The organism is Colwellia demingiae (assembly GCF_007954275.1).
Classification (GTDB): domain Bacteria; phylum Pseudomonadota; class Gammaproteobacteria; order Enterobacterales; family Alteromonadaceae; genus Colwellia; species Colwellia demingiae.
Genome location: NZ_VOLT01000002.1, coordinates 286,309 through 310,758, shown reverse-complemented (window position 1 = coordinate 310,758; position 24,450 = coordinate 286,309). Strand labels below are relative to the sequence as shown.

Sequence of the window (24,450 nt, the reverse complement as noted above, 5' to 3'; positions counted from 1 at the left end):
TGTATTGAATCTTTACAAGGGCGAAATTATAATCTATAATTTCGCCCCTTAAATTTTGGTAGGAGTTGTGCTGTTTTTAGGCCTATTTGTTCGAGTAATATCGAGTGATGCCTGATAAATACACAACCCCCGTCCAAGACCGTAGGTGTCGTTATTTCTTCTGATTTAACGACTTAATTTATCCTACGTAGATGGTGATTACCCAGATATTTCCTAGATTTTTCTGGTCCTCGCCGTTATGGCTTAGCTAGTAAGTAATTAGTAGCTAAGGATTGTAAATACCGGTACTTTACCGGTCTGAACCAGGAGTTAAAGCCAATGGCTATCAATCTTGATGACAAAAAAGCAATTGTTGCTGAAGTTCAAGAAGCTGCTAATGGCGCTCACTCAGTTGTAATCGCGGATGCCCGTGGTGTTACAGTTGAAGCAATTACTGTATTGCGTAAGCAAGCACGTGAAAATGGCGTATGGATGAAAGTTGTCCGTAACACATTAGCACGTCGTGCAGTAGAAGGTACTGAATTTGAATGTGTTTCTGACGTATTCAAAGGTCCTTCATTAATTGCTTTTTCAAGTGATCACCCAGGTGCTGCTGCACGTTTATTCACAGATTTCGCTAAAGCTAACGAAAAATTTGAATTAAAAGCAGCTGCATTTGAAGGTAACGCAGTAGACGTAAATATGTTAGCTAAGCTACCTACTTACGACGAAGCGATTTCACGTTTGATGAGCGTTATGAAAGAAGCATCTGCAGGCAAATTAGCCCGCACGTTTGCTGCTATACGCGATCAGAAAGAACAGGAAGCTGCATAGGTTACATAAGCTTATTGCTTATAACCCAGCTTTTTGTATTTGTAGTTATTTCAAACAGTGCTTTTTATTACTTTCATAAGAAAGTAAATATAGCCTGTTTATTAAAAATTAGGAAATTATAGTATGTCTATCTCTAAAGACGATATCTTAAACGCAGTTGCTGAAATGTCAGTAATGGACGTTGTTGCTTTAATCGAAGCAATGGAAGAAAAATTTGGTGTTTCTGCTTCTGCTGCTGTTGCAGCTGCTGGACCTGCTGAAGCTGCTGAAGAGCAAAGCGAATTTGATGTTGTTATGACTAGCTTCGGTGAGAAGAAAGTTGCAGTAATCAAAGCAGTTCGTGGCGCTACAGGTTTAGGCCTTAAAGAAGCTAAAGACTTAGTTGAAGCTCTTGGCATGGTTAAAGAAGGCGTAGAAAAAGCTGAAGCTGAAGAACTTAAGAAACTTCTTGAAGAAGCTGGTGCTTCTATTGAGATCAAATAATCTGTTTTTAAACAGATTGTTTGCCTGAAAAGGCATGGCTGGTGATTTAAACGTCACCGGCCTTTTTGCGCTTTTGTTGTTAGTGAATAAATATTTCTTTATTTGTTAACAATTTACTATTAAGCGTTTAGGTGATTATTTTAAATCATCTAGTAGTATTTAGACGTAAATATTACAGCATAACCTGTCTAACTGAGCGTTGCTCAGTGGGCAGATTTGGCCATAACCAGCAAGCTGAGGAACCCCATGGCTTACTCATACTTTGAGAAAAAGCGAATTAGAAAGGACTTTGGTAAAAGTGCACAAGTAATGGAATATCCATTCTTGTTGTCCATTCAACTCGATTCTTTCCGCAAGTTTATTGATATTGACGCAACAGGTGAAACCGGTCTAGAGGCTGCTTTTCGTTCTATTTTCCCAATTAAAGCATATTCAGGTAGCTCAGAATTACAATATGTTAGCTATCGTTTAGGTGAACCATTATTTGACGTTAAAGAATGTCAAATTCGTGGTGTGACTTATTCTGCACCATTACGCGTAAAATTACGCTTAGTGGTTTACGATAAAGAAGCCGCAGCAGGTACTGTTAAAGATATCAAAGAACAAGAAGTGTACATGGGCGAAATCCCGTTGATGACAGATAACGGTACTTTCGTAATCAATGGTACTGAGCGTGTTATCGTTTCACAATTACACCGTTCTCCTGGTGTATTCTTTGATCACGATAAAGGTAAAACTCACTCCTCAGGTAAAGTATTATATAACGCTCGCGTTATTCCTTACCGTGGTTCATGGTTAGACTTTGAATTCGATCCAAAAGATAACTTATTTGTACGTATAGATAGACGTCGTAAATTACCAGCGTCAATTATCTTACGTGCATTAGAATATTCGACTGAAGAAATTTTAGCGATGTTCTATGACACAACTGATTACACCATTAAAGGTGATAAGTTGATCATGGATCTTATCCCTGAACGTCTTCGTGGCGAAACAGCTATTTTTGATATTTCTATCAAAAAAGGTGAAGTATTAGTTGAATCTGGTCGTCGTATTACCGCACGTCATATTCGCGCTTTATCAAAAGCAAAATTGGAAAAACTAGAAGTACCAGCAGATTATATCGTTGGTCGTGTTTTATCAAAAGCTTACATCGACAAATCTACGGGTGAAGTAATTGCTGAAGCAAACGCAATTATCACTTTAGAATTATTAGCCGAGCTTAGCCAAGCGGGCCATAAAGTATTATCTACTTTATACATGAACGAATTTGATGTTGGTTCATATATGTCAGATACACTTCGTGTTGATAGTTCAACTAACAAGCTAGAAGCTTTAGTTGAAGTATACCGCATGATGCGTCCAGGCGAGCCACCAACGAAAGACGCTGCTGAAGGATTGTTCTCTAACTTATTCTTCGCATCAGAACGTTATGACTTATCAACTGTAGGTCGTATGAAGTTCAACCGTCGTGTTGGCAATGCTGATGATGTTGGTACTGGTATCTTGTCAAAAGAAGACATTATTTCAGTAATGAAAACCTTAATCGGCATTCGTGACGGTAAAGGTGAAGTTGATGATATAGATCACTTAGGTAACCGTCGTATTCGTTCTGTTGGCGAAATGGCTGAAAACCAATTCCGTGTTGGTCTTGTTCGTGTTGAACGTGCAGTACGTGAGCGCTTAAGTCTTGGTGACTTAGATGCAATCATGCCACAAGATTTAATCAACGCTAAACCAATTTCTGCGGCAGTGAAAGAGTTCTTTGGCTCATCACAATTGTCACAGTTTATGGATCAAAACAACCCGTTATCAGAAGTAACGCATAAGCGTCGTATTTCTGCCTTAGGGCCGGGTGGTTTAACCCGTGAACGTGCTGGTTTTGAAGTACGAGATGTACATCCAACGCATTACGGTCGTGTTTGTCCAATCGAAACGCCAGAGGGTCCAAACATTGGTTTGATCAACTCGCTTTCATGTTACGCACGTACCAATGATTTCGGTTTCTTAGAAACACCATACCGTAAAGTAATTGACGGTTTAGTGACTGACGATATTGATTACTTATCAGCGATTGAAGAGGGTAACTTTGTTATCGCTCAGGCAAACGCTAAAAGTGATGATAAAAACATGTTAACGGAAGATTTAGTTAACTGTCGTCATAGAAACGAATTTACGTTAAAAGCTTCTGCTGAAGTTCAATATATGGATGTTTCACCACAACAAATTATTTCTGTTGCGGCGTCACTTATTCCATTCCTTGAACACGATGATGCAAACAGAGCCTTGATGGGCTCGAACATGCAACGTCAAGCTGTACCTACTTTACGAGTTGATAAACCACTTGTTGGTACGGGTATGGAAAAAGTAGTTGCTGTTGATTCTGGTGTTACTGCCGTTGCCAAACGTGGCGGCGTAGTAAGCTATGTTGACGCATCACGCATCGTGGTAAAAGTTAATGAAAATGAAATGCATGCTGGTGAAGCCGGTATTGATATTTATAACTTAACTAAATACACACGTTCTAACCAAAACACTTGTATCAACCAACGTCCAGTGTGTCGTATGGGTGAGCCAGTTGTACGTGGTGATGTATTAGCTGATGGTCCTTCTACTGATATGGGTGAATTGGCGTTAGGTCAAAACATGCGTATTGCTTTCATGCCTTGGAATGGTTACAACTTTGAAGATTCAATGTTGTTATCTGAGCGTGTTGCTATAGAGGATAGATTTACTACTATTCATATCCAAGAGTTAACGTGTATTGCACGTGATACTAAATTGGGTAGTGAAGAAATTACGGCAGATATTCCAAACGTAGGCGAATCAGCATTATCTAAATTAGATGAAGCGGGTGTTGTTTATATTGGTGCTGAAGTAAATGGTGGCGATATCTTAGTAGGTAAAGTGACACCAAAAGGTGAAACACAACTTACGCCAGAAGAAAAACTACTACGAGCAATTTTCGGTGAGAAAGCTGCTGACGTTAAAGATAGTTCATTACGTGTACCTAACTCTGTTAAAGGTACTATCATCGATGTTCAAATATTTACTCGTGACGGCGTTGAAAAAGATGCTCGTGCAGTTGAAATTGAACAAATGCAACTTAAAGAAGTTAAGAAAGATCTTGGCGATGAATTAAGCATTTTAGAAGATGGTATTTACGCACGTACTAAGAAGTTATTGTTATCTGCTGGTTTAAATGAGTCTGACTTAACGTCAATGTCTCGTGACAAGTGGTTAACACAAAAATTAGCTGATGAAGCGCAACAAGCTGAACTTGAGCAAATTGCTGAGCAATTTGATAATATCAAAGAAGATTTTGATAAGAAGTTTGAAGTTAAGCGTCGTAAGATCACTCAAGGTGATGACTTACAACCTGGCGTTTTAAAAATCGTTAAGGTTTACTTAGCTGTTAAACGTCATATTCAGCCTGGTGATAAAATGGCTGGTCGTCATGGTAACAAGGGTGTTATTTCAAACGTAGTACCTGTTGAAGATATGCCATACGATCAATTCGGTGTACCAGTTGATATCGTATTGAACCCGTTAGGTGTTCCATCACGTATGAACATTGGTCAGATCTTAGAAACTCACTTAGGTATGGCGTGTCGCGGTATCGGTGAAAAGATCAACCGCATGTTAGAAGCGCAACAAGAAATTCATAAACTACGTAACTTCATTCAAGAAGTTTACAATGTTGGTGAATCTCGCCAAGTAGTTGATGTTGCTAGTTTCTCTGATGATGAAGTTTTACGCTTAGCAGGTAACTTACGTGCTGGTCTACCAATTGCTACACCAGCATTTGATGGCGCTGCAGAGAAAGAAATTAAAGAGTTATTCGTGCTTGCTGATATGCCACAAAGTGGTCAGTTCGTATTAACTGATGGCCGTACCGGTCGTGAGTTTGAACGTCCTGTTACTGTTGGTTATATGTATATGTTAAAACTAAACCATTTAGTTGATGACAAAATGCATGCTCGTTCAACTGGTTCTTACTCACTAGTAACTCATCAACCACTTGGTGGTAAAGCTCAGTTCGGTGGTCAGCGTTTCGGTGAGATGGAAGTATGGGCACTTGAAGCTTACGGTGCTGCTTATACCTTACAAGAAATGCTTACAGTTAAGTCTGATGATGTTAACGGTCGTACTAAGATGTATAAAAACTTAGTTGATGGTGATCATCGCATGGAACCAGGTATTCCTGAGTCATTCAACGTATTGTTGAAAGAAATCCGCTCGTTAGGCATTAACATCGAGTTGGACAAAGACTAGGTTTCAAACCATAAGTCAACTGCGCTTATCCTGATGGATAAGCCGGTAAGCGAAGAAGGCAAATTATTTTGCCTTCTTCTCAAAGTTTAACTCCGACAGGAGAAGTGTGTGAAAGATTTACTTAAGTTTCTTAAGCAACAGAATCAAACCGAAGATTTCGATGGTATTCGCATCGGATTAGCGTCGCCAGATTTGGTACGTTCTTGGTCATTTGGTGAAGTTAAAAAGCCAGAAACCATTAACTACCGTACTTTTAAGCCAGAACGTGACGGCTTATTCTGTGCGCGTATTTTTGGCCCTGTAAAAGACTATGAATGTCTTTGTGGCAAATACAAACGCTTAAAGCATCGTGGTGTTATCTGTGAAAAATGTGGCGTAGAAGTTACATTGACTAAAGTTCGTCGTGACCGTATGGGTCATATCGAATTAGCAAGTCCAGTGGCTCACATTTGGTTCTTAAAATCATTACCATCACGTATTGGTTTGCTCCTTGATATGACGTTACGTGATATTGAGCGTGTGCTTTATTTTGAGTCATATGTTGTAACCGAACCTGGTTTAACGACATTAGAAAAAAGCCAAATTCTAACGGAAGAAGAATATCTTGATGCGTTAGAAGAGCACGGTGATGAATTTGACGCCTTAATGGGTGCTGAAGCGGTATTAGCTTTACTACAACAAATCGATTTAGACGGTGAAGTAGCGCAAATGCGTGAAGAATTACCAGAAATCGGTAGTGAAACTAAACGTAAAAAAATCACTAAGCGTTTAAAATTAATGGAAGCATTCGCTGCCTCAGGTAACAAACCTGAGTGGATGATTATGAATGTTCTACCAATTTTACCGCCAGATTTACGTCCGTTAGTACCACTAGATGGTGGTCGTTTTGCGACTTCTGATCTTAACGATTTATACCGTCGTGTTATTAACCGTAACAACCGTCTAAAACGTCTTCTAGACTTAGTTGCTCCAGATATTATTGTACGTAACGAAAAACGTATGTTACAAGAATCTGTTGATGCACTTTTAGATAACGGTCGTCGTGGTCGTGCAATTACGGGTTCTAACAAACGTCCTCTTAAATCTCTTGCCGATATGATTAAAGGTAAGCAAGGTCGTTTCCGTCAGAATTTACTAGGTAAACGTGTTGATTACTCTGGTCGTTCAGTAATCACTGTTGGTCCTACGCTTAAACTACATCAGTGTGGTTTACCTAAGAAAATGGCACTTGAATTATTCAAGCCATTTATCTACGGTAAATTAGAAGCACGTGGTTTAGCGACTACAATTAAAGCGGCTAAGAAATTAGTTGAACGTGAAGGCGCTGAAGTTTGGGATGTACTTGATGAAGTAATCCGTGAACATCCAGTTATGCTTAACCGTGCACCAACACTTCATAGATTGGGTATCCAAGCTTTTGAACCTGTGTTGATTGAAGGTAAAGCAATTCATCTTCATCCACTAGTTTGTGCGGCATACAATGCCGATTTCGATGGTGACCAAATGGCGGTACACGTACCGTTGACAATCGAAGCACAAATGGAAGCACGTACGTTGATGATGTCAACGAACAACGTTCTAGCACCAGCTAACGGTGAACCAATCATCGTACCATCACAGGATGTTGTATTAGGTCTTTATTACCTAACAAGATTCCGTATTAATGGTTTAGGTGAAGGCATGTACTTTACTGACGAGAAAGAAGTAGAAAAGGCTTACCGTACAGGTGTTGCTGAACTTCATGCTCGTATCAAAGTTCGTATCACTGAGCACGTTAAAAATGCTGACGGTGAATGGGAACCAGTAACTAAATTACGTGATACTACCGTTGGTCGCGCAATTATGTGGCAAGTATGTCCTAAGGGCTTACCTTATGACCTAATTGACAAGCCACTTGGTAAAAAACCAATTTCGAAACTGATTAACCATGCTTACCGTAACTTAGGTTTGAAAGAAACAGTAATGTTTGCTGATCAAATCATGTATACAGGTTTCCATTACGCGATGATTGCAGGTTGTTCTGTTGGTATCGACGATATGGTTATTCCTGAAGCTAAGTATACGATTGTAGAAGATTCAGAAGCTGAAGTTGCTGAAATTCAAGCCCAGTTTGACCAAGGTCTAGTAACTGCCGGTGAGAAGTACAACAAAGTAATCGATATTTGGTCATCTGCTAACGAAAAAGTTTCGAAAGCGATGATGGATAACCTTTCGAAAGAAATGGTTAAAAACCGCGATGGCGAAATGGAAGAACAAGATTCTTTCAACTCAATCTTTATGATGGCTGACTCGGGTGCTCGTGGTAGTGCTGCACAGATTCGTCAATTAGCGGGTATGCGTGGTTTGATGGCTAAACCAGATGGTTCAATCATCGAAACGCCAATCAAAGCTAACTTCCGTGAAGGTCTGACTGTATTACAATACTTCATCTCAACTCACGGTGCGCGTAAAGGTCTTGCCGATACGGCACTTAAAACAGCTAACTCGGGTTATCTAACTCGTCGTTTAGTTGATGTTGCACAAGATTTGGTTGTTACTAACCATGACTGTGGTACACATGACGGTTTATTAATGACGCCACTAATCGAAGGTGGTGATGTTGTTGAGCCATTACGCGAACGTGTTCTAGGTCGTGTCGTGTGTGATGACGTGTTAATTCCAGGTACTGAAGAAGTATTACTTCCGCGTAATACACTAATTGATGAAGCACTTTGTGATGTTATTGAAGATAACTCAGTAGATCAAATCAAAGTACGTTCAATCATTACTTGTAAGACTGACTTTGGTATTTGTGCTAATTGTTACGGTCGTGATTTGGCTCGTGGTCATATGATCAACCAAGGTGAAGCTATTGGTGTAGTTGCTGCACAATCAATTGGTGAACCGGGTACACAGTTAACAATGCGTACGTTCCATATCGGTGGTGCTTCATCTCGTGCTACTGCTGAAAGCAGCGTACAAGTTAAAAATACAGGTACTTTGAAATTACAAAACGCTAAGTTTGTAACAAACTCAGAGAAACATCTTGTAATTACGTCTCGTTCATCAGAGTTAACAATCATTGATGAAATGGGCCGTGAGAAAGAACGTTATAAAGTTCCTTACGGTTCTGTACTTTCTAAAAATGACGGTGAAGCAGTGAACTCTGGCGATACTATCGCTAACTGGGACCCACATACTCACCCTATCATCACGGAAGTGGCAGGTAAGGTTCAATTCGTTGATCTTGCTGATGGCGTAACTATGGTTCGCCAAACTGATGAGTTAACTGGTTTATCAAGTATCGTTATTACTGACGCTGCACAACGTAATGCAACAGGTAAAGAAATGCGTCCAGCATTGAAACTTGTAGATGCGAAAGGCAAAGAAGTAATGATTGCGGGAACTGAAATTCCAGCACTTTACTATCTTCCAGGTAATGCGATTGTTAACCTTGAAGATGGCGCGGATGTTGGCGTTGGTGATGCACTAGCTCGTATACCACAAGCAAGTTCAAAAACTCGTGATATTACCGGTGGTCTTCCTCGTGTAGCTGATTTATTTGAAGCACGTAAACCTAAACTTCCTGCGATACTTGCAGAGAAAACAGGTGTTGTTGCTTTCGGTAAAGAAACCAAAGGTAAAGTACGCTTATTGATTACTCAGCCTAGCGGTGAAGTTTACGAAGAGATGATCCCGAAAACGCGTCTATTGAATATCTATGAAGGTGAGCCAGTAATCAAAGGTGAAGTTATTGCCGATGGTCCTGAATCTCCACATGATATCTTACGTTTACGTGGTGTTGCACCAGTTGCTAACTACATCGTTAACGAAGTTCAAGAAGTTTACCGTCTACAGGGTGTTAAGATTAACGATAAGCACATTGAAGTTATCGTACGTCAAATGATCCGTAAGTGTGAAATTCTTGATGCAGGTGATTCTACTTTCCTTAAAGGCGAACAAGTTGAAGTGGCGCGAGTTAATATCTCAAACCGTGAACTTGAAGCTGAAGGTAAGCAACCAGCTGAATATGAAATGCAGATGATGGGTATTACTAAAGCATCACTTGCAACTGAATCATTCATTTCAGCAGCATCTTTCCAAGAAACAACACGTGTACTTACTGAAGCTGCAGTTGCAGGTAAGAAAGATGGTCTACGTGGCTTGAAAGAAAACGTTATCGTTGGTCGTTTAATCCCAGCTGGTACAGGTTATTCGTACCATCAAGAACGAGCAAGACGTAAAGCTGCTGCTTTAGCACCAGCTGTTGAATCTACCGTTTCAGCGGATGATGCAGAAAAAGCATTAACTGATGCGTTAAATTCAGATTTACTGTCAGGTAATCATTAATAACTTGTTATATGGGCTAGTCCTCTACTCCATATAGTAAAGCGTTATTATAAAACCGTACCTTGAAAGAGGTGCGGTTTTTTGTTTTTATAGTTTATAAATTTTACCTAGAAAACGAATACCAACGTCATTAAGTAAGGTCAGAGCTTTCACTTAAAAATAAGCAACAAGAATAATCTATCAATAACAAGACGTTTGTTTGAGTGATAGCGAACGATTGTTAGTTAAAGCAACGAGGTTATAGGATCGTTTGGCTATTTTAAAATGATCACTTAGTTAGTGTTATTGGTATAAATACTTGACAGCTCAATCATTGACCTATAGAATTTCGCGACCTGATATTCTGTACCCAGTGTGCATAATATAAAAGGTGTGATGATTTTCACGTCTTTATAAGGTAAAAGATATATTACGAGCGTGTAAGCTTTTCCCATTGATTTAAAGCTTTCACAATAATTTATCAAGGCTACTTTCCTTGGTAACAACTAATCAGGAGCTATAATGGCAACTATTAACCAACTAGTACGCAAACCACGTGTTAGACAAGTAACAAAAAGTAACGTTCCAGCGTTACAAGCTTGTCCACAACGTCGTGGCGTTTGTACTAGTGTGTATACTACTACACCAAAAAAACCTAACTCAGCTTTACGTAAAGTAGCTCGTGTTCGTTTAACTAACGGCTTCGAAGTAACTTCATACATCGGTGGTGAAGGTCACAACTTACAAGAGCATAGCGTGATTTTAATCCGTGGTGGTCGTGTTAAAGATTTACCAGGTGTGCGTTATCACACTGTTCGTGGCGCGCTAGATTGTTCTGGTGTAAGCGATAGAAGACAAGGCCGTTCTAAATACGGTGCTAAACGACCTAAATCTTAAGTTTTCCCTCCTTTACCTACTTGATAGGTAAAAGATAAAAACGTTAAGTAAGGCCAAATTAAGAAATTTTTAAAATTTATATATTTTGGATTTATCCTGAATACTACGGAGAATTAAGATGCCAAGAAGACGCGTCGTTGGGCAACGTAAAATATTGCCAGATCCTAAGTTCCATAACGAACTTTTAGCAAAATTCATCAACATCCTTATGGTTGATGGTAAGAAATCTACTGCCGAAAAAATTGTTTACGGTGCATTAGATATTTTAGCTCAGAAATCTGAAAAAGATCAATTAGAGCTTTTCGAAGAAGCTTTAGATAACATCCGCCCATCTGTCGAAGTTAAATCTCGTCGTGTTGGTGGTTCTACTTATCAGGTTCCAGTTGAAGTACGTCCAGTGCGTCGTAATGCTCTAGCCATGCGTTGGTTAGTTGAAGCAGCTCGTAAACGTGGTGAAAAATCAATGGCTCAGCGCCTAGCTAACGAAATGTTAGATGCGTCTGATAGCAAAGGTTCAGCGGTTAAGAAACGTGAAGACGTTCACCGTATGGCTGACGCTAACAAAGCATTCGCTCACTACCGCTGGTAAGCTAGCAGTATTGACTGATTGTATTATCTACTTTTGGGTTTACTCAAAGGTAGATACATGGCTAGCAAGAGTTACTCTTGCTAGCCATACTCATTTTACGGACTAGTGCTTTTACCACTAAGTTAGAAATATGAGTCAGAGTTTTATTAATTAAGTGTTTGGCTGTTGTGATTTACTCAACAACGAATATTTAATTAATAACACTAAATATATATTACTTGTTTACTGACCAGTAATAGTAAGAGGATTTCATTTTGGCCCGTATCACTCCTATAGAGCGCTACCGTAATATTGGTATCTGTGCGCATGTAGATGCAGGTAAAACGACAACCACAGAACGCGTATTATTCTATACAGGTCTATCTCATAAAATTGGTGAAGTGCATGATGGCGCGGCCACTATGGACTGGATGGAACAAGAGCAAGAACGTGGCATAACCATAACCTCTGCAGCAACTACGTGTTTCTGGAAAGGAATGGAAGGTCAATTTGATGATCACCGTATCAATATCATTGATACCCCAGGTCACGTTGATTTTACTATTGAGGTTGAACGTTCTTTACGTGTACTTGATGGTGCTGTATTAGTGTTATGTGGTTCTTCAGGTGTTCAGCCGCAAACCGAAACGGTTTGGCGTCAAATGGAAAAGTATGCCGTACCACGCATAGTGTTTGTGAACAAAATGGACAGAACAGGAGCTGACTTCTTATATGTAGTTGAGCAACTTAAAACTCGTCTGGGCGCAAATGCAGTTCCAATACATTTAGCTATTGGTGCAGAAGACGATTTTGAAGGTGTTGTTGATCTGATAAAAATGAAGGCCATCAACTGGAATGCAAGTGATCAGGGCATGACTTTCAGCTATGAAGATATTCCTGCAGATATGCAAGAACTTGCTGAAGAGTGGCGAGAAAACCTCGTTTCTGAAGCTGCTGAAGCCAATGAAGAGCTAATGGATAAATACCTTGAAGAAGGTGAGTTAACCGAAGCAGAGATTAAAATAGGTTTGCGTGCTCGTACATTAGCGAATGAAATTATTTTGTGTAGCTGTGGTAGTGCCTTTAAAAACAAAGGCGTACAAGCTGTACTTGATGCTGTTATTGAATATCTGCCTTCACCAACTGAAGTGACAGCGATTACTGGTATCAATGATGATAAAGATGAAACTGAAGGTACTCGCTCCGCAGATGATGAAGCACCTTTTTCAGCACTCGCTTTTAAAATAGCAACAGACCCATTTGTTGGTACCCTGACATTCTTCCGTGTATATTCAGGTGTAGTGCAAACAGGTGATAGCGTTTATAACCCAGTTAAGGGTAAAAAAGAACGTTTTGGTCGTATAGTACAAATGCATGCCAACGACAGGCAAGAGATTAAAGAAGTTCGTGCTGGTGATATAGCGGCTGCAATTGGTTTGAAAGATGTCACTACGGGTGATACGTTATGTGATATCAAAAATGTTATTACGCTAGAACGCATGGAGTTTCCTGAACCGGTAATTTCAGTTGCCGTAGAGCCAAGAACACTCGCAGCACAAGAAAAAATGGGTGTTGCTTTAGGTAAACTTGCAGCAGAAGACCCCTCATTTAGAGTGGCCACTGACGATGAAACTGGACAGACCATTATCTCGGGTATGGGTGAGCTACACTTAGATATCCTTGTTGAACGTATGAAACGTGAATTTGGTGTTGAGTGTAACGTTGGTAACCCACAAGTTTCTTATCGAGAAACAATTCGCGGTACTGTTGAAGTTGAAGGTAAATTTATCCGTCAATCAGGTGGTAAAGGTCAATTTGGCCACGTTTGGTTGAAAATGGAACCGAATGAAGAAGGTGCTGGTTTTGAGTTTGTTAACGAAATCGTTGGCGGAACCGTACCAAAAGAATTTATTCCTGCAGTAGAAAAAGGCTGTAAAGAACAGATGGATAGTGGTGTTTTAGCTGGTTATCCGTTATTAGACATAAAGGTTACCCTTTATGATGGTTCTTTTCATGATGTTGACTCAAATGAGATAGCATTTAAAGTTGCTGCTTCTATGGGCTTTAGAAAAGGTGCGCTTGAAGCAAACCCTGTTATTCTAGAGCCAATGATGAAAGTAGAAGTTACTACGCCAGAAGCCAATATGGGTGATGTTGTAGGTGACTTAAACCGTCGTCGCGGTATGATTGATGGTATGGACGAAGGTCCTGCAGGTTCGAAAATTGTAAATGCATTGGTACCCTTAGCTGAAATGTTTGGCTATGCTACCGACTTGCGTAGTGCTACTCAAGGCCGTGCATCTTACTCTATGGAGTTTCAGCAGTATAATGAAGCACCGAAATTGGTAGCACAAAAAATTATGGAAACTCGTTAGAGAATCCATTACTCGAATATTTACATCTGGCAAGGTCATTTTGACTGCGCCTTTTAATTTATATAGTTTACTAAACTTAAAGGTAATTGAAAAATGGCTAAAGAAAAATTTGAACGTAATAAACCGCACGTTAACGTTGGTACTATCGGTCACGTAGATCACGGTAAAACAACTTTAACAGCTGCTATCTCTGCTGTATTAACTAAAGTTCACGGTGGTGAAGTTAAAGATTTCGCACAAATCGATAACGCTCCTGAAGAACGTGAACGTGGTATTACAATCAATACTTCTCACATCGAATACGATACTGAAGTACGTCACTATGCACACGTAGATTGTCCTGGTCACGCCGATTACATCAAAAACATGATAACTGGTGCTGCACAAATGGATGGCGCTATCTTAGTAGTTGCTGCTACAGATGGTCCTATGCCACAAACACGTGAGCACATCTTATTGTCTCGCCAAGTTGGTGTTCCTTTCATTATCGTTTTCATGAACAAATGTGATGTTGTTGATGATGAAGAATTACTTGAACTAGTAGAAATGGAAGTTCGTGAACTTCTTTCTGAATATGACTTCCCTGGTGATGATTTACCAGTAATTCAAGGTTCAGCTTTAGGCGCTCTTCAAGGCGATGAAGCATGGGAAGCGAAAATTATCGAACTTGCTGATGCACTTGATACTTACATTCCAGAGCCAGAGCGTGCAATCGACGGTGCATTCATCATGCCTATCGAAGATGTATTCTCAATCTCAGGTCGTGGTACAGTTGTTACTGGTCGTGTTGAACGTGGTATCATCAAAATTGGTGAAGAAGTAGAAGTTGTTGGTATCCGTGATACACAAAAATCAACTTGTACTGGTGTTGAAATGTTCCGTAAGCTTCTTGACGAAGGTCGTGCTGGCGAGAACTGTGGTGTTCTTCTACGTGGTCTTAAGCGTGAAGATGTTGAACGTGGTCAAGTACTATGTGCTCCTGGTTCAATTTTACCACACACTAAATTCGAATCTGAAGTTTATGTTCTTTCGAAAGATGAAGGTGGTCGTCATACTCCATTCTTCAAAGGATACCGTCCACAGTTTTACTTCCGTACAACAGATATCACAGGTGCTGTAGAGCTTCCTGAAGGTGTTGAAATGGTAATGCCTGGCGACAACCTTAAGTTTGTTGTTGAGCTAATCAACCCAGTAGCGATGGACGAAGGTTTACGCTTCGCTATCCGTGAAGGTGGTCGTACTGTTGGTGCTGGTGTTGTTTCTAAGATTATGGCTTAATTTGTCTTTAACATCGATTTAGCTTCGTTGTTGGTACTCATTGACTAGCGTCAACTCCGTGCCAACGTCTTGTTAAATTATCTGTTAAAACACAAATCCATATTAGAAATAATATCGAATAAGGAAGGTCGCTAACGCGGCCTTTTTTGTGCCTGAAATTTGATTAAATTCAAAACCATTTATTGAGAAATATATTAAGTAAATTGATTGATTACCTCGCAATAGACTATAAAGTATCAGTCGTCATTTCCGAGGTCTATTGTCGGAAATCTATCTGTTTTCTCGCTAAACTTCAAAGGAATTTCAATGAACTGGCAAAGTACACTGACTTGGCAAAACGCACAAAAGCGCGCGGCAGTCTTACAGCAGATAAGACAATTCTTCGCTGAGCGTAAAGTTATTGAAGTGGAAACCCCCGCACTATCCCAGGGCACAGTGACAGATGTTTATTTGGATGCACTCTCCTGCAATTATGATTTTTTAGCTGATAGTCCAGCGGGTCACTCTACCGAATTATTTTTACAAACCTCACCAGAATTTCATATGAAGCGTTTGCTTGCTTCAGGTTATGGCTGTATTTTTCAAATTGCTAAAGCATTCCGTCATGAAGAGTCAGGTAAGAATCATAATCCTGAGTTCACAATGCTTGAATGGTACCGTATTGGCTTTGATCAGTTTGATTTGATGTCTGAGGTGGCTGATTTACTACAAGTGGTTTTAGGTGGTAATAAGGCATTATTTACTAGCTATCAAGATATCTTCCTTAAAACAGTCTCTGTTGATCCGTTAACAGCAAGTTTTGATGAGCTTGTTGAGGTACTAAATCAGCATGAAAAAGCTGCTGATTGGCTTATTGAAATGAATGATGCTGACTTATTATTGCAGTTCATCTTCACTGAAATTATCGAACCAAGCATTGGTATTAACGAGCCACAATTTATCTATGACTTTCCGATAGCTCAAGCCTCATTAGCAAAAATATCAAGTGAAGATCCTCTAGTCGCACAGCGATTCGAATGTTACTTCAAGGGTATTGAATTGGTAAATGGTTTTAATGAGTTAACTGATGCTAACGAGCAACAAGTTAGGTTTGAAGAAGATAATGCTAAACGAGCAGCTCAAGGTTTGCCCGTTAAACCCATAGATAAAAACTTTATTGCGGCATTAAGTCATGGATTACCACAGTGTTCAGGTGTTGCACTAGGCATTGATAGACTGGTGATGTTAGCGCTTGATATCAAAAAAATAAGTGAAGTGCAGAGTTTTTCAATAGAACGAGCTTAATGGTAAATAATACAAACCAAGGCATAGCCATGTTGAGATTGCTCTAGCGTTTGTAAAGACAGTTTCGTGCGCATTGTTGACGTTTTCAAAAATTTAGATAAAGACAGGTGTATGATCATAAAGCGCTCGTTCGGAGGTTACAGGTTTAGTTTTTCAGCTAGACGTAATTATCGCGTCCATTTTTATGGGGCTAGATCAGAATTTCAAATGAATTAGTAGAGTTATATAAATGAGGGCCTCGGCGTTATTTAAGTAAGCCTGAATATAATTTCCTATGCCAATAAAATTATATTTCGTATAAAGCTTATCGTAAAAACTGTGAAGACTATACTAGAGTCAAACGTACATATTGAGTCCATTATTAAATGGGCGGCGATAGGAGGAAGGCTATGAAATATAGACCGGGCTTATTAACCTTCTTAATAGATTAGATCAGATATAGTCACTATTTTTAATTGGTCAACACGGAAAGGAAACCTCATGTTCAAGAATCCAACCCTTCTGCTCTCATTGATTTTAACCGGTGGAATCGCCGTGTGGGGTATCGCTGATACGGCTGGCTTGGCGGCATTTTCTGCGACGGTGGTCGGGATCATGTTCAATAGTCGAGGTTGGTTCATCATGCTGACCGTCTGCCTGCTGGTATTCTTGTGTATCTGGCTAGCTTTTTCCAAGTACGGGAGCATAAAACTGGGCAAGGATGACGATGAGCCTGAGTTCTCTACAGTGAGCTGGCTTACAATGCTCTTTGCCGCAGGCATGGGAGTTGGGCTTCTATATTTTGGTAGTGCCGAACCTCTGTTCCACTATAAATCCTTTTTACCCTACATGAGCGAACCAGACGCGGCACAGAATGCACTTTTTTCCACGAACTTTCACTGGGGGCTGCATGCGTGGTCCATATACGCCACGGTTGGCCTTATCATTGCCTATTTCAGTTTCCGTAAGGGAACGCCTAATCTTATCAGTGCTCCCATCCGGTATGTCTTCGGAGATAAAGGCTGGCCGAAGTTGGTGGGTGGTTTCAGCGACCTCATGGCTATCACCGCGATCGCCATTGGTGTAGGCGGATCCATCGCCATTGGCGTATTTCAAGTCCAGGCCGGCGTGGTGTCTCTGTTCGGACTGGAAAAGCCTGGAATGACCCTCAGTATGATCATTTTTGGGCTGCTGCTTATCGCCTACCTCGGCCCGCTGACCGTTGATTTGGGCAAGGGGATGGCTCTGCTCTCTAATACGGCTATGACCATCGCGGGCTGTTTGTTGTTCTTCGTCATCCTCGCCGGACCTACCCATTACATTATGGGTGGGATTATGGGTGGGGCAGGCGATTACTTATCAAGAGTCCTTACCCAGGGTTTTCAAACACTGACCTTTTATGATGAAGTAGCGGGCAACTGGTTTCAGTCCTGGACCCTCACTTACATGGTATGGTGGCTGGCCTGGTCGCCGTTCGTAGGCGTATTCATCGCTCGTATTTCTAAGGGAAGGACCATCAAGGAATTTATTCTCGGTGTGGTTGTGGTACCGTCGGTTTTCTCGATTTTCTGGTTCGGGGCTTTTGGTAGTATCGGGTTTTATGGGGCCTTGGAAACGGACATAGCAATTCTAGATGTGATTGAAACTAACATCGATAGCACCACGTTTTTTGTCCTCGAAAAGTTGCCGTTTTCCGTGCTGACTATTAGTGCGACTGTTATTGCAGCCTTTCTCTTTGTAGTGACGAGCGTAGTCAGTGCAGCGTTTGTACTCTCAATGTTTTCCAGTGGTGGTAACCTCAACCCATCCACGAATACTAAACTGATCTGGGGGGGTATTTTGGGGGCACTTGGGTTAGTAATGATCTTCTCCAACAGCATCTCCGCTGTCAAAAGCATTATCGCCTTAGGTGCCTTGCCGTTCATTTACATCATTTTGTTAATCGTCGTCTGTTTTATCAAAGAGCTAAAAAAGGAGACCTTCAAATGAGTATGCAATTGGTGGATACCTTGCTAAATATTAACGTTTTTTTATTCGTCGGCGTCCTTGTCTGGCTGTTTCTCAAAAAGGATACCTAAGCGTGAAATAGAGTGTGGTGGGCGATAACTCTTTTATGTCTTGGGAAAGTTAATGACTTGTTGAAATCTGTGAAGCTTGCCAGCGTCTCCTTTGGGATCTTATTCCTGACCTTACCCCAATTTTTGCTTTTGTCGCCAAAGTGGTATGAGAAGGCATTATGTCAGTGAATAAATAGAATAAGTATCTACTAAAATGATTTGTCGCGGTGGCGACGACACCCAGAAGAAAGAGTGAGACTGCCTCCGGCCTCCCTTTGGAATCCCTCGGAGCTGCTAACAAACGTATTCTTCAATTCACTCAAGTGTTATCGACGTAACAGCGCTGATGGCACATCCATGTGCCGACAGCGCTTTGTTCATCATCCCTGATGAACATACGTGAACACTTTCATTCATTTCAGCGTTTGTTCAAGCAGACTTGGTGGTTGTTGATAAGCCGGAAAGTCCACCGTCATTCCCGAAGTGTCTTGTCGGGAATCTATGTCACTAAGAACTGGATCCCCGACTAAGTAACCACGGGGATGACAACTGTTATGTCAGCTATCCGTGCTAAACACTCCAAATCCCATCTCAGCAATTCAATCTCCAACTAGCAATGGTTGAGGACGTCGAGGGCTGTCGTTGTTCATGGACGACTTGTACCATGAGCTTAGCGGCAGGAATCGTGGTTTACGCTAGTTGAAATTGAAAGCTGAATGTTCTGCTGAGTAGGGCGTCGCAGGGGTTCCAAGGGGAGACGCGGCGGTACGTCGCCCCTTGGGTGTGGTCGCCACCGCGACGTCAAGCAGAGAAACAAAACTGCAAGCCATCAAGTAATCACCAGAAATCTCGTGCTTGTTTTGAATGAATAAGTCGATTAACAGGCATAAAAAAAGCTAAAAGAGTGGCTCTTTTAGCTTTTTATTTTTACGGCTAAGATAATAAATTAACTGGGTAATTAAATACCATCACCGTCAGTATGTAAACCACACTCACGTTGACCACCACCAAAGCGTGTTTCTTCTTCGGTCATACCCAGTGTTAATGGTTTAGTGCTGTGAACATCACCAACCGATACATAACCCTCATCCCAAAGTGGATGGTAAGGTAAATTGTGTTTAGTTAGGTATTCATGCACGTCTTTATTACTCCAATCAATAATTGGATGTACTTTATAACGACCACGCAGTGTACCCACGACAGACAAACCTTCTCGGTGAGCCGATTGTTGACGACGAACACCAGAAAACCAAGTATTAGCATTTAAGTCAGATAACCCGCGCTCTAAAGGCTCAACTTTATTACGTCGGTTATACGCTTTAAGTGCATCATCACTTTGCGCCCATTCATCACCGTACTTGGCTTGTTGCCATGCGGCACTTTCTTTTGCTTGATAGACTTGTAAGTTCAAGTTCAAACGATCAGTCAGTTGCTCAATGAATCGATAGGTTTCAGGAAACAAATGTCCTGTATCTGTAATCAACACTGGAATATTACTATCTACTTGAGTAAGTAAGTGCAACATCACAGCAGACTGAATGCCGAAGCTTGAAGATAAAACAAACTGACCTGGCAAGTTTTCCATTGCCCACTCTGCACGAGCAATCGCTGTTTGTTTTTCCAAAGATTGATTCCACTCTCCTATAGCAGGATGAGGAAAGGCTACTTCAAAAGGGCTGGTAAGCTCTTTATCGGCAATACCTGTTGTGGTATTAAGCATGGTGAAAATCCCTAAAGCTCACAATAACTTGTTCAACGATACCTGCACGAATAACAAAATCACCAAATGCTTCACCGTCATTACGTTCTGCAGACCAACGAGCACTTAACGCATCAATTTCACTCAATACGCCAGCCTCATCAACATTTTCTTTGTATAATTTTGGTACACGACTACCGGCTAAATCACTACCTAAGTACATATTGTACTTACCAGGACCTTTACCGACTAAACCGATTTCAGCAAGCATGGCACGGCCACAACCATTTGGACAACCCGTAACACGTAAGATAATACTGTCGTCTTTCAGGCCATTCTTTTCAAGAATAGCTTCAACATCATCGACTAAACCAGGTAAGTAACGCTCAGCTTCAGCCATAGCTAATGGACAAGTAGGAAAGGCAACACAGGCCATTGAGCTCTTACGCTGATTAGAAACACCGTCATTAATTAAACCGTGCTCACGAGCAAGTTGTTCAATAATAGCTTTATCTTCTGCAGAAACACCGGCAACAATTAAGTTTTGGTTTGCAGTTAAACGGAAATCGCCTTTATGTATTTTGGCGATTTCACGCATACCTGTTTTTAACGCTTTACTACCAGAATTAGCATCGTTGAAATCAAGAATACGACCATTTTCAATGAATAGGGTCAGGTGGTTTTTACCATCAATACCTTCAACCCAACCAAAGCTATCGCCACGGTGAGTAAATTCATATGAACGAGATTCAGAGAACTCAATACCTGCTCTGCGTTCCACTTCAGCTTTAAACGTATCAGCACCAACTCTATCTAAAGTATATTTAGTTTTAGCGTTTTTACGGTTAACACGGTTACCCCAATCACGTTGAGTAGTAACAACGGCTTCGGCAATCGCTAATGTATGTTCTTTTGGAATAAAACCAAAATCATCGGCACAACGAGGGTAAGTTGCTTTATCACCATGAGTCATGGCTAAGCCACCACCAACAAGTACGTTAAAACCAATTAACTCACCACCTTCGCTGATAGCAACAAAGTTTAAATCATTGGCATGTACATCAATGTCGTTATTAGGTGGAATTACTACGGTTGTTTTAAACTTACGTGGTAAATAATTACTACCTAAAATAGGCTCGATTTCATCTGCTTCAGTCGTTTCAACTTTCTCTTCATCTAACCAAATTTCAGCATAAGCACGCGTTTTTGGTAATAAATGCTCACTGATTTTAGTTGCCCATTCGTAAGCTTCTTGATGCAAGGTTGATTCAACAGGGTTAGAAGTACAAAGTACGTTACGGTTAACATCACCCGCAGTCGCAATTGAATCTAAACCAACGCTGTTCAGTGTTTGGTGCATCAATTTAATATTTGGTTTTAGTACACCATGAAATTGAAATGTTTGACGCGTTGTTAAGCGAATACTACCGTATGAAGTATAATCATCAGCAAATTTATCAATAGCCAACCATTGTGTTGGATTGATAATACCACCTGGTAAACGCGCGCGAAGCATAACGTTATGTAATGGTTCAAGCTTTTGCTTTTGACGCTCGGCACGAATATCACGATCGTCTTGCTGATACATACCGTGAGTACGTATCAACTGGAAGTTATCGCTGGTGAAGCCACCCGTCATTCTGTCTTGCAGGTCTTCTTTGATCGTACCACGTAAGTAATCACTTTCCGCTTTCAAGCGTTCGTTATCGGCCTGCTTACCTTCAACAACCAATACTGGGTTTTCAACTTGGGTGAAATTGCTGCTCATTAGTAAACATCCTTCTGGTAACGCTTATTAGATCTAAGTGATTTTAAATAGTCTTCTGCTTGTTCTGCACTTAATTTACCGTGCTCTTGGATGATTTCCACCAAGGTTTGATGAACATCTTTGGCCATACGATTAGCATCACCACAAATATATAAGTGTGCACCACGTTCTAACCAAGCAAAAATATCACTTGCTTGTTCTTTTAATCGGTCTTGTACGTAAACTTTTTCAGCTTGGTCGCGAGAAAAGGCTACGTCCATGCGTGTTAATAAACCTGATTTCAAATAATTTTGCCATTCAACTTGATATAAGAAGTCTTGAGTGAAAGTTTGATCACCAAAAAACATCCAGTTATCACCGTTGGCATCACGCGCTTCACGTTCTTGCATAAAGGCTCTAAATGGCGCTACACCTGTACCTGGTCCAATCATAATTACTGGCGTATCATCGGATTGTGGTAAGCGGAAGTTGTCATTGTGTTCAACAAAAACACGTACTTTTTGACCTTCTTCCAAACGTTCAGTTAAGAAACCTGATGCACCACCAGTACGTGTATCACCGTTAGCATCATAACTAACGACACCAACAGTTAAGTGAACTTCTTCTTCAACTTCAGATTGCGCTGAAGCGATTGAATACAAGCGTGGTGTTATCTTACGTAAAGCATCAACAAAAGTTTGTGGCTCTACATCAGCTTTTGCCAAGCTAACGACATCAATTATTTGATGCTCACCGGCAAATTCACGTGCTGAATTTTTATCACTAGCAACAGTAACTAATTCTGCATTCTTTGAAAGCTCAGCCCAAAATTCGATAAATGATGGTGCTGTTTGAGTAATTTCTAATTGGCTAATTAATGCATCTTTTAAAGTAAACTCTTGTTCGTTACCAGATACTTTTAAGCTGATTTTTTCATTGCCAGAAAAGCTAAGTTCATTCAGTAATGTTGATACTAATGCTTCGTCATTTTCAAACCAAACACCTAATGCATCACCTACTTGATACGTTAAACCTGACTCGCCTAAATCAATTTCAATATGGCGTACATCTTTGGCTGAATCTCGGCCAGTGATCTTTTGGCTTAATGAAAACTCTGCCGCGAACGGGTTTTGCTTTGAATATTGACTAGCAGCGCCTGCTGTTGGTAAATCGACAACATTATCTGAACCTGAAGAGACTTGGGTAAGCTCATCTTTTAAGGATTCAACAATACTTAAGGTCCAGCTTTCGCATTCGCTGTCATAATCAACATCACAGTCAACGCGAGGGGTAACTTGTTTAGCACCTAACGCTTGTAGACGTTCGTCAAAGTCTTTACCTGTTTGGCAGAAGAACTCATAACTGCTGTCACCTAACGCTAATACGCTATAGCTAAGGTTAGGTAATTTAGGTGCTTTTTTACCTAATAAATATTCATGAAATTCAATGGCATCATCTGGTGCTTCACCTTCACCATTAGTACTGGCTACTATCAACAGATGACTTTCATTTTTTAAGCCTTTGGCTTTATAGTCAGCAATGTTTTTAAGTACAACATTAATACCTGCTGCTTTTGCGCTTTGCCCAAGTTTACTAGCAACACCTTTAGCATTACCTGTTTGCGAGGCATACAAAATAGTTAAGGTCTTTGCAGCAATAGCTGGCGCAGCTGGTGCGATTTGGGCATTATGGCCTTGTTCGCTTTTCGCTGCTAAATAACCACTTGCCCAAGCAAGTTGTAGTGATGAATAATCAGCAACGGTTTGTTGTAGTGAAGCTAATTGATTTGCATCTAAGGCACTACTATTGTTTGCTGAATTTGATGTATTTTGATTTAATAAGCGCTGCTTTGGCAACATAACTATTTTCACCCATGACAATTGATGGATGAAGAATAGACAAATTTCATTCAGATCAAAAGGAATAGATAGCGATTTTTTATTCCAAAATGGAATATAGAATTATGAAAGGATTTTAGTCTATGTTAAGTGTATTGAATAAGGAGGGGTGATGAGACGATTTTCAAGGGAACAATTTCAATGTTGCCGCTTAGGTTTGTTCCTAATTTTAGCTACGTCTGTAAGCGTCAGTTACGCTTTTGAAAAAAAAGCAGCAAATATTTATACCTATAAATCAACCTCAGGGGTAACGTCTTTCTCTGATATCGAACCACTTGATGTTGATTTTAGTCGTTATCGATTTGATTGTTATGCCTGCGAAGTTGATTCATTAATTGACTGGCGCAAAGCAACCCTTTATTTACAGCCTTATAAGAATGATATAAATAAGGCTGCGTTGAAATATGATATAGACCCTGCTTTTGTTCGAGCCGTTATCCATGCAGAGTCGCATTTTAATCCCCAAGCTGTATCTAAGCAGGGCGCTCAAGGCCTAATGCAATTGATGCCAGCCACCGCCAGAGAATTAGGCGTGAAGAATTCTTTAAGTGCTCAGCAGAATATTAAGGGTGGGGTTAAACATTTGGCACGCTTACTCAGAAAATATAAGGGTGATAATAAATTGGCTTCAGCAGCTTATAATGCAGGAGAAGGCGCAGTTAAACGTCACGGTGGTATTCCGCCCTATAAAGAAACCCAAGTGTATGTAGAGCGGGTCGGTATTTTACACCAGCGTTATGGACGATTTTCTCATCTTAATAGATAGTTGCTACATTTATTTGCACATAA

General features: G+C 40.5%; 14 protein-coding genes. 11 read left to right on the top strand and 3 right to left on the bottom strand.

Annotation, left to right across the window (positions count from 1 at the left end; all coding sequences use genetic code 11):
- The first annotated feature begins 318 nt into the window (after window positions 1–318).
- The 10 genes from rplJ (at window position 319) to ESZ36_RS04100 (ending at window position 18,249) form a co-directional block, all read left to right on the top strand.
- Window positions 319–813: a 50S ribosomal protein L10 gene (rplJ, locus tag ESZ36_RS04145; protein ID WP_146783956.1), complete on the top strand. Its 495-nt coding sequence runs from the start codon at window positions 319–321 to the stop codon at window positions 811–813.
- Window positions 814–936: 123 nt separating this feature from the next.
- Window positions 937–1,296: a 50S ribosomal protein L7/L12 gene (gene rplL, locus ESZ36_RS04140; RefSeq protein ID WP_146783953.1), complete on the top strand. Its 360-nt coding sequence runs from the start codon at window positions 937–939 to the stop codon at window positions 1,294–1,296.
- A 246-nt stretch (window positions 1,297–1,542) separates the two neighbouring features.
- Window positions 1,543–5,571: a DNA-directed RNA polymerase subunit beta gene (gene rpoB, locus ESZ36_RS04135; protein WP_146783950.1), complete on the top strand. Its 4,029-nt coding sequence runs from the start codon at window positions 1,543–1,545 to the stop codon at window positions 5,569–5,571.
- 108 nt (window positions 5,572–5,679) lie between these two features.
- A complete protein-coding gene (gene rpoC / locus ESZ36_RS04130) occupies window positions 5,680–9,900 on the top strand; it encodes a DNA-directed RNA polymerase subunit beta' (RefSeq protein WP_146783947.1) in 4,221 nt (1,406 codons plus the stop codon).
- 501 nt (window positions 9,901–10,401) lie between these two features.
- Complete coding sequence (rpsL, locus tag ESZ36_RS04125; RefSeq protein WP_146783944.1) at window positions 10,402–10,776, top strand: 30S ribosomal protein S12; 375 nt, start codon at window positions 10,402–10,404, stop codon at window positions 10,774–10,776.
- Between the two features lie 118 nt (window positions 10,777–10,894).
- On the top strand, window positions 10,895–11,365 hold the full coding sequence (rpsG, locus tag ESZ36_RS04120; RefSeq protein WP_011045491.1) for a 30S ribosomal protein S7: 471 nt from the start codon (window positions 10,895–10,897) through the stop codon (window positions 11,363–11,365).
- 254 nt (window positions 11,366–11,619) lie between these two features.
- A complete protein-coding gene (gene fusA, locus ESZ36_RS04115; protein WP_146783941.1) occupies window positions 11,620–13,719 on the top strand; it encodes an elongation factor G in 2,100 nt (699 codons plus the stop codon).
- A gap of 93 nt (window positions 13,720–13,812) precedes the next feature.
- Entirely contained in the window at window positions 13,813–14,997 is a 1,185-nt protein-coding gene (tuf, locus tag ESZ36_RS04110; RefSeq protein ID WP_146783938.1) for an elongation factor Tu, read from the top strand.
- Between the two features lie 306 nt (window positions 14,998–15,303).
- Complete coding sequence (gene epmA, locus ESZ36_RS04105) at window positions 15,304–16,281, top strand: elongation factor P--(R)-beta-lysine ligase (protein WP_146783935.1); 978 nt, start codon at window positions 15,304–15,306, stop codon at window positions 16,279–16,281.
- Between the two features lie 480 nt (window positions 16,282–16,761).
- Window positions 16,762–18,249, top strand: coding sequence for a BCCT family transporter (locus ESZ36_RS04100; protein ID WP_146783932.1), 1,488 nt, complete (start codon window positions 16,762–16,764; stop codon window positions 18,247–18,249).
- 1,026 nt (window positions 18,250–19,275) lie between these two features.
- Here ESZ36_RS04100 and ESZ36_RS04095 read toward each other — a convergent pair.
- From ESZ36_RS04095 to ESZ36_RS04085, 3 genes are read right to left on the bottom strand one after another with little or no spacing between them, the layout of a single operon-like run.
- Window positions 19,276–20,037 (bottom strand): phosphoadenylyl-sulfate reductase, encoded by a 762-nt coding sequence (locus tag ESZ36_RS04095; protein WP_146783929.1) that lies wholly within the window; start codon window positions 20,035–20,037, stop codon window positions 19,276–19,278.
- Window positions 20,030–21,784, bottom strand: a complete 1,755-nt coding sequence (gene cysI, locus ESZ36_RS04090) for an assimilatory sulfite reductase (NADPH) hemoprotein subunit (protein ID WP_146783926.1) — start codon at window positions 21,782–21,784, stop codon at window positions 20,030–20,032. The genes ESZ36_RS04095 and cysI overlap by 8 nt, the downstream gene beginning before the upstream one ends.
- Complete coding sequence (locus ESZ36_RS04085; RefSeq protein ID WP_146783923.1) at window positions 21,784–23,622, bottom strand: assimilatory sulfite reductase (NADPH) flavoprotein subunit; 1,839 nt, start codon at window positions 23,620–23,622, stop codon at window positions 21,784–21,786. The genes cysI and ESZ36_RS04085 overlap by 1 nt, the downstream gene beginning before the upstream one ends.
- Before the next feature lie 151 nt (window positions 23,623–23,773).
- Between ESZ36_RS04085 and ESZ36_RS04080 the strand changes: the two genes are divergently transcribed.
- Window positions 23,774–24,427, top strand: coding sequence for a lytic transglycosylase domain-containing protein (locus ESZ36_RS04080; RefSeq protein ID WP_146783920.1), 654 nt, complete (start codon window positions 23,774–23,776; stop codon window positions 24,425–24,427).
- Window positions 24,428–24,450: the final 23 nt, after the last annotated feature.

Coding starts and splice junctions, on each gene's coding strand:
- rplJ (WP_146783956.1), top strand. CDS start 319: ATGGCTATCAATCTTGATGACAAAAAAGCAATTGTTGCTGAAGTTCAA.
- rplL (WP_146783953.1), top strand. CDS start 937: ATGTCTATCTCTAAAGACGATATCTTAAACGCAGTTGCTGAAATGTCA.
- rpoB (WP_146783950.1), top strand. CDS start 1,543: ATGGCTTACTCATACTTTGAGAAAAAGCGAATTAGAAAGGACTTTGGT.
- rpsL (WP_146783944.1), top strand. CDS start 10,402: ATGGCAACTATTAACCAACTAGTACGCAAACCACGTGTTAGACAAGTA.
- rpsG (WP_011045491.1), top strand. CDS start 10,895: ATGCCAAGAAGACGCGTCGTTGGGCAACGTAAAATATTGCCAGATCCT.
- tuf (WP_146783938.1), top strand. CDS start 13,813: ATGGCTAAAGAAAAATTTGAACGTAATAAACCGCACGTTAACGTTGGT.
- epmA (WP_146783935.1), top strand. CDS start 15,304: ATGAACTGGCAAAGTACACTGACTTGGCAAAACGCACAAAAGCGCGCG.
- ESZ36_RS04100 (WP_146783932.1), top strand. CDS start 16,762: ATGTTCAAGAATCCAACCCTTCTGCTCTCATTGATTTTAACCGGTGGA.
- ESZ36_RS04095 (WP_146783929.1), bottom strand. CDS start 20,037: ATGCTTAATACCACAACAGGTATTGCCGATAAAGAGCTTACCAGCCCT.
- cysI (WP_146783926.1), bottom strand. CDS start 21,784: ATGAGCAGCAATTTCACCCAAGTTGAAAACCCAGTATTGGTTGTTGAA.
- ESZ36_RS04085 (WP_146783923.1), bottom strand. CDS start 23,622: ATGTTGCCAAAGCAGCGCTTATTAAATCAAAATACATCAAATTCAGCA.
- ESZ36_RS04080 (WP_146783920.1), top strand. CDS start 23,774: ATGAGACGATTTTCAAGGGAACAATTTCAATGTTGCCGCTTAGGTTTG.